The organism is Actinomadura bangladeshensis, assembly GCF_004348335.1.
GTDB classification, from domain to species: Bacteria; Actinomycetota; Actinomycetes; order Streptosporangiales; family Streptosporangiaceae; genus Spirillospora; species Spirillospora bangladeshensis.
Genome location: NZ_SMJW01000609.1, coordinates 1 through 416, shown reverse-complemented (window position 1 = coordinate 416; position 416 = coordinate 1). Strand labels below are relative to the sequence as shown.

Below are 416 nucleotides of genomic sequence, written 5' to 3'. Positions count from 1 at the left end.
ACCCCGAACATCGCCCCGGCCACCGCGACGCCCGCGCCCACCGCGACGGCCACCGGCCACCCGATCGCGCCGCCCGCCCCGCCGGGCGTTGCGCCGGGCGTTGCGCCGGGCGTTGCGTCGCCTGGGCGCCGCCACAGCACCAGCACCGCGACCAGCGCGAGGAACGCGCCCAGCAGCATCCCGAACACCCGGCCCGTGAGCAGGCCGTTCGCCAGCACGCCCAGCGGCGTCCCCGCGACCGCGCCGCCCGCCAGCAGCGCCGCGGTCCGGCGGGTGCCCGGGTCCCGCAGCTGCCCCGACCGCGTGTAGACGGCCGTGCCCAGCAGCCCCGTCGCGACATTGGTGACGATCGCGGTGCCCGCGACCTGCGCCGGCGACAGGTCGGTGAACGCGAACAGCCCCACCGTGACCAGCAC

Annotated in this window: 1 protein-coding gene; it reads right to left on the bottom strand. The window is 78.6% G+C overall.

Going from position 1 to position 416, the window contains the following annotated elements:
• On the bottom strand, positions 1-416 hold a 416-nt coding region (locus E1284_RS41100; RefSeq protein ID WP_165965645.1), incomplete at both ends, for a TSUP family transporter.